At 36.3% G+C, this 6,606-nt stretch carries 6 protein-coding genes; all 6 read left to right on the top strand.

Annotation, left to right across the window (positions count from 1 at the left end; all coding sequences use genetic code 11):
* The coding region (locus ACFFIS_RS09510; protein ID WP_446686909.1) for a hypothetical protein at positions 1 to 272 on the top strand (272 nt) is incomplete at its 5' end.
* A 7-nt stretch (positions 273 to 279) separates the two neighbouring features.
* Positions 280 to 2,799, top strand: a complete 2,520-nt coding sequence (locus ACFFIS_RS09515) for a phage tail spike protein (protein ID WP_285615172.1) — start codon at positions 280 to 282, stop codon at positions 2,797 to 2,799.
* 11 nt (positions 2,800 to 2,810) lie between these two features.
* On the top strand, positions 2,811 to 3,005 hold the full coding sequence (locus ACFFIS_RS09520) for a hypothetical protein (protein WP_057995379.1): 195 nt from the start codon (positions 2,811 to 2,813) through the stop codon (positions 3,003 to 3,005).
* An 8-nt stretch (positions 3,006 to 3,013) separates the two neighbouring features.
* Positions 3,014 to 3,595, top strand: a complete 582-nt coding sequence (locus ACFFIS_RS09525; protein WP_390187207.1) for a hypothetical protein — start codon at positions 3,014 to 3,016, stop codon at positions 3,593 to 3,595.
* Positions 3,592 to 6,063, top strand: coding sequence for a glycosyl hydrolase family 18 protein (locus ACFFIS_RS09530; protein ID WP_390187209.1), 2,472 nt, complete (start codon positions 3,592 to 3,594; stop codon positions 6,061 to 6,063). The genes ACFFIS_RS09525 and ACFFIS_RS09530 overlap by 4 nt, the downstream gene beginning before the upstream one ends.
* Before the next feature lie 76 nt (positions 6,064 to 6,139).
* Positions 6,140 to 6,550, top strand: a complete 411-nt coding sequence (locus ACFFIS_RS09535; RefSeq protein ID WP_320378193.1) for a phage holin family protein — start codon at positions 6,140 to 6,142, stop codon at positions 6,548 to 6,550.
* The last annotated feature ends 56 nt before the right edge of the window (positions 6,551 to 6,606 follow it).

Genomic DNA, 6,606 nt, shown 5'->3' on the forward strand with positions numbered 1-6,606 from the left:
GTTCAAGTTCAACATTTTTAACGGTTACCACAAATGGCGAAAGTTTAAAAGTTAATGGACCATTATCATCAAATGAAATATTAATCGTTGATAGTGGATTGCTAACGGCAAAAATAACAGATTCAAGTGGTAATACAATCCGAAATGGGTTGTCTGTTTTAGACGAGTTAAACTTTCCAGTTTTATATCCTGGCAGTAATGAAATAGAAGTAAGTAGTACAGGAGCAACATTTACGGAACTTCACGTATTAAGTCAAAGTAGATGGAGGTGATATTAACATGGCGATTCAATCGGTTGTAACATCTCAAACAGATTTTACTGGTGAGTTTCCGATTCATGATGAAACAGTTGCATTATGGCGTTTTAATGAATCACAACCAAATGAAAGTAAGCTGATAGATAGTGGCACAAATAATCATCATTTTACTATATCAAATTGGTCTGGAACATCTGCAAGTTTAGTGGCAGGGAAATTTGGACGATTTTTCAGGCAGAATATTGTCAATCCAACAAGTGAAAAGACATATCTTACCGCTACCAATGATGGTAGCTTTTTTACTGATTTAGGGGAGAAAATTGTTGTCGGTGGCTGGATAAATCCAACAACCTATTCAATCGGTCAAACATTTATTCCTATATTTAGTACAAGAAATGGACCAGGACAACCAATCCTGTATATTTCGTTATATCAAGGAAGACTACGATTAATGCTTTATAACAATGTTGGGACATTAATTTATGATACATCCGAGACACCAAGTATTAGTTTTGTAAATAATGGTTGGTATTTTATCACAACCATTATTAATAGGACTGATAAAACAATTCAAAACTTTATCGGTGATAGGTCGAACGGGGCAACTTGGCAATCACTTGTAAGAAATTATACAGGTGTATTGAATGAAGAATGTACCGCTGACATTGTCATGGGTATGTTACAAGATACGTATTACTATGCTGGTGGTTTTGATGATTGGTTTTTTGAGAAAGATTCAAAGTTAACAATGGAAGATATACACTTATATTTTAAATTTTCTATTCAAGCAAATGGTGCAGATAGTGCATCCCAAGTCGATGCATTAACGGAACCAGGTGCTGTTATTTTAAAGCAAGAAGATAACAAGTATCCAGGTAGTGGTGTGCTCTATACAGTGCCTAAAAAGTGTAGTTTAGGTGGCAATGGTAGAGTTTCAGTAACTAGTGAATATATTGCTGGGACCACTGCGATTAGTTTAGTTGAAACATCCACATCAGATGACCTTGAGGATTGGACTTCGTGGCAAACAATTGGACCAACAGGTGAATTAATTTCACCTAATAGAGCTTATATCCGCTATCGCATTACTTTAACGACAGAAGATGAAACGAAAACACCGAAACTAATAGAAGTTATATTGCATGATATCCCAAAACCTGCCTATGAAAAACTTGGATTTGCTAGGCCTGTCGTTTTGGATAGTAATGGAGCATGGGATGCAGTTTTAGAAAATGCGTTTGATGTCATTGTTACAAGTGAAATTAATGGTGCTGACATCTTAGAGTTTAAGATTCCTTTTCATGATTTAAAAAGGGAAAGTATTGAAAACGAAAAACAAATTCAAATCGTAGACGATGTGTATCGCATACGAACGATTACGGATGAAAAAAGCCAAGAAGGTAATATCATCACTCACGTATATGCAGAAGCAGATTTTTATGACTTAGCTTTTAGTACAGATAAACAGCCTATTGAATTTAATGCAGATACTGCAGATGTTCCAATGAAATACGCGCTAGAAGGAACAGAGTGGTCTGTTGGGAATGTAAATGTAACAACAAAGCGAACATGGGAATCGGAAGAGAAAAATGCATTATCCATATTACGTGAAGTGCAAAATATCCATGGTGGAGATTTGATATTTGATAGCGCAAATCGTTTAGTTCATTTATTAACATTTGGCGGTAAAGATAGTGGTGCGCTCTTTAGTTATAGAAAGAATATGAAAAGTATTCAAAGAACAGTTGATACAAGAAGTTTAGTGACAAGATTATATGCATACGGTAAAGATGGCATGACATTTTCATCTATTAATAATAACAAAGCATATGTAGAAGATTATAGTTTTACATCAGAAGTTCGAATTGCAACACTTGATGCCTCATCATTTAGCAATCCTTATCAAATGTTAGAGTTTGCAAATATGAGATTAGGACAATATGCAAAACCGAGGGTGTCTTATGTTTTAACAGCAATGGACTTATCTGTATTAACAGGTTATGAACACGAGGAGTGGGACCTAGGAGATATTGTTACGGTAAACGATAAAGAATTAAATTTACAAGTAAAAACTCGTATTGTGCGTAGACAATATAATTTACAGGAACCATGGAAAACAGTGATTGAATTATCGACAAAATTAAAAGAATTAGGTGATTCATCAGCTCAGTGGGATAAAGCTGCGGATATGCTACATGATACAGATGTGCTTGATCGGCAGGAAATAAAGGATTTAGTACCGTTTAATCATTTGAGAAATTCAAGGGCAGATGATGGATTTACGTATTGGGTGAATTCTGGTTTTACAGTTGACCCTAACAATGGTGCAAGCGGTGATGCATCTTTTAAAGCAGAAGGTGTTTTGGGAATGACGAAAAGTATGTATCAAACTGTATATCCAGCAAATCGAAAGAATTATACTATATCTGCTCAAATTGGTTCTGAAAATCTAGAGAAAGGGCCAAATGGGCAAGTAGGGATTGAAGTGGAAATTGAATACGAAGATGGATCGATTGAAAAGAGAATTATTGATTTATATTAGAGGTGTTTGAAATGGTTTTTTTAACTCAAACTGCACATGCAATTACTCCAAAAGGATCTGGGAAAATTAAGAAATTAACAATTCGATTATTTGTAAAAGATTGCACTGGGACAGTGTATTTTACAGATATTCTTTTGCAAGGTGGCTCAATCGCTACTGGGTGGGTTGGGCATGTATCAGAAATAAAGTGGACTCTTGATGGTTAGGTGATTAAATGACGATACAGTTTACGAGGTTTAGTGAAACAATACGTGTGAAAGAAGATAAAAGAGTCGTAAATGTAACTTTGAAATTGTTCGTTACAGACTGTACGGGGACGATTTATTATACAGATATACAACTTCAAGAAGGCGATAAGCTAACGGGATATGTCTTAAACACAGAAACCTCACTTGAAAAATATAGAGAAGAAAGCGGGGTTCTCCCAGTTCGTTTCTATAATGGAGTGGTTAGAAGTAAAGAAACGATTGTCATATTTAATCTGGGAACAACATCTGCAGGACTGGATTGTCATATCACACCCCTTCAATCAATGAAAGCAGGAAGTATTAAACTTTCGCAAGGATATGGATCCCACCATATGAAATTTAAAGCTGTAGCAAATCCAGATGACACATTTTCATTATTGGCTTCAAGTAGACAAGCGTTGCGAAATCAAAGCAAAACAGAAAAAGAAGGGTTTTATCAATATACCGCAGCATCTGATAGTAAGCACATTGTAGAACTCGAAGAAGGAAAAGCAGCACGAGTTTTATTTGAATTCCAGGAAATGCAAGAAGGAAGTGGCAAGCAATGAGTCAATATCTAGAAGGCAAAAAGACAATGGTGTGGAGTTTCATGGGAAACGCAAGAATGTATGAGTCTTTAAACAAATACGGGGATAGGCTTGATACGGTAGGTATATTTACATTTGAGGTAGATATTACAGGTACTATTAAAGAAACAGGGACAAGTATATCGAGCATGATGCCATATATCAATAAATGGCCGCATATAAAATGGTTGCTAACAATCATGAATCATGGAACGGCATCAATATTTACAGCAATCAGAAATAACACAAATGGTGCAAAAGATAAATTTTTATCAGAAATCGTTCGAATCATGAAGAAATATCCATGGTGTGATGGTGTTGATATTGATTTAGAACGTGGCGGTGGCTATGAAAACAAAGATGCCGCAAACCTTTTATTTAAAGATATTTATCAAACTGTAAAACAGTACGATTCATCAAAGCTTGTCAATATTTGCTTACCTGGGATGACAGGGGTTCAAGGTTCTGTTGGTGGAGAAAACTGGTGTGTATATGAAGATTTAAATCCTTATTGTGATACAGCTGCAATTATGAGTTATGGGATGGCCTGGGCAGGTTCCGCTCCAGGGCCCGTTTCTCCTCGAGATTGGCTGGAAGGTATATATAATTATGCAACAAGTGTTATGTCGCCAAAGAAAATATTTTTGGGCCTTCCAGGTTATGGTTGGAACTGGCGAATTGATGATACTCCTCAGAATTTAAATAGGGTTTATCGTGGTACGTCCAACACCTATTATGCTGCACAACTTTGGATGACAGGTGGTTATAACTTTACAAATGATGCACCACCGCAACCGATGATTCCTATCATTGCTTATTGGGATGATTACGATAAAGTCCCATGGGCATTGCCACATGTCTATGATTACATGGAAGGTCCAGATGCAGTTACGAGAACCAATCCATTAATTGCTGAAGATTATAACCGAAGAAGCTTTTTAACAGCATATAGTAAACAACAAAAGACAGAGTTCGGAAATATATTTATTGATCGTCTAGGAAGTAACTATGATAGTCATGCTGGAATTATATCTGATTCCTCTCAGATGGTTACTCTCGGTGAAAACGGTGAAACGACATATAATTTCACTTTGCAATCTAGTGGAACTTATGACATTGCAGTAAGGATTGGTTTTCCTTTTTGGGATAAAAATACGATTAAAATATCAATTGATAATGATGAAACAACCTTTAAGGAAAGTAGGCTATGGTGGCCTTATTGGAGAACGACTTGCTGGTTAACATTAAAGAAGAATATATCCTTATCAGCAGGTACACATACCATTAAAGTTAAAGCAGGAATTCCTGGTGTTCAGTTTTATGGTTTTAGGGTCTGCTCTGACTTTCAACAATCATCTAGTGCAGGGGAAGCGGAATTTTTACTTACTCCCAGAAAGTTTAAAGGGGTAAATGGTCAAATGGTAGAACCGGATCGGGCATTTAAGTTAACGACAGAAGTGTTGAGAAGAAAACCAGACTCAGCCCTTATTTGGTACGAGGACTTCAGGGATGAAAATCCGCTACCAAGTAACTATTGGATAACCTTAAGTGGTGAATGGGAAGTTTGGAAAAAAGATGATTTTAACAATCCACGTCCTTATGCACAGCTTGATGGAAAAGGTGAATTGACATGGAGGTATTCTGATTTTAAAAATATACACATTAGAGCAAGAATTGGATTCCCACAAAACGGGAACGGGCGAGCGGGAGTATTCTGTGGTGATTTATTTTGTTGTTTAAACTATAGTACCCAGCGTTTGGAACTGTATAAAGGTAGCTCCTTATTAGGAAGTTATAATGTTCAAATAGAACGCACTCCAAATGCCAATTTACGAACCGCACCTAATCTTTATACGATTGAAATGCGAATACGAAATAATTCTGTCAGGGTATATTCTGGGGCAGCAAACACATTCAGATTTAAAGTGGATATCAATGACTTCAGTGGAGGCTATGCAGGAATTCGTTCAGATAATCGCATGATATCTGACTTACTTCGTTTAGGAGATGCATGGACATATGAACCATATGAAAGTGTAGATATAACTTTCCCTAATGGAAACACAGTAGAATTCGGAAGAATACCAAGAACAGGTGTTACTTGGGATAACGAGTTTCAAGTCTTTAAAGTAAATAATGATCTGGAAGAAATAGGCACAAGAAATGATGATATATCAATGGATTACGACTTCTTTCACTCACAAGAATTACCACTAATTGCCGGAAATGATTATACCGTCAAAATAAAACCAAAGGACATTAACCTTTGGATATCACGATTATTTCTAGGAGATGCGGATGGTTTTTCAATTCTTTATTATCAAGATGTTGATAGCTTGGTTTATTGGGCAAACGAGGCGGCTTATAGGTGGAAGTTACGAGGCATTGCCATTTGGTCATTAGGACAAGAAGATATGCGGGTTTGGGAAGCATTACCAAAACAAATATAAACGATTCAAGGGTGTCTACAAAATGTAGGCACCCTTTTTATATAGATGTTTTTAAAATTGAAGGGGGAAACTTTCTATGAAGGATATATGGAACTGGATACAGATTATCGTTACAGCACTAGGCGGATTTATTGGTTGGTTTTTAGGAGGGTTAGATGGCTTTTTGTATGCGTTGATCATATTGGTTGTTGCTGATTATATCACTGGAATTATGTGTGCAATTGTTGATAAGGAACTATCTAGTGAGATTGGTTACCGAGGGATATTTAAGAAGGTATTAATTTTTATACTGGTAGGTGTCGGGCATATGATTGACACACATTTAATAGGGGATGGCAGCGTTCTTAGAACAGCAGTCATCTTTTTTTATTGCTCGAATGAAGGAATTTCCATGCTAGAAAATGCTTCACGCTTGGGTTTACCAATACCTGAGAAGTTGAAAGATGCACTTGCTCAGTTACACAATAAGGGAGGAAATGAACAATGAATTTAAAACAATTATATTTAACGAAGAATGAATGTTACAAAGCTGGAAGGAAAATC

This window comes from Paracerasibacillus soli (genome assembly GCF_042432965.1).
In the GTDB taxonomy this organism is placed as follows: Bacteria; Bacillota; Bacilli; order Bacillales; family Amphibacillaceae; genus Paracerasibacillus; species Paracerasibacillus soli.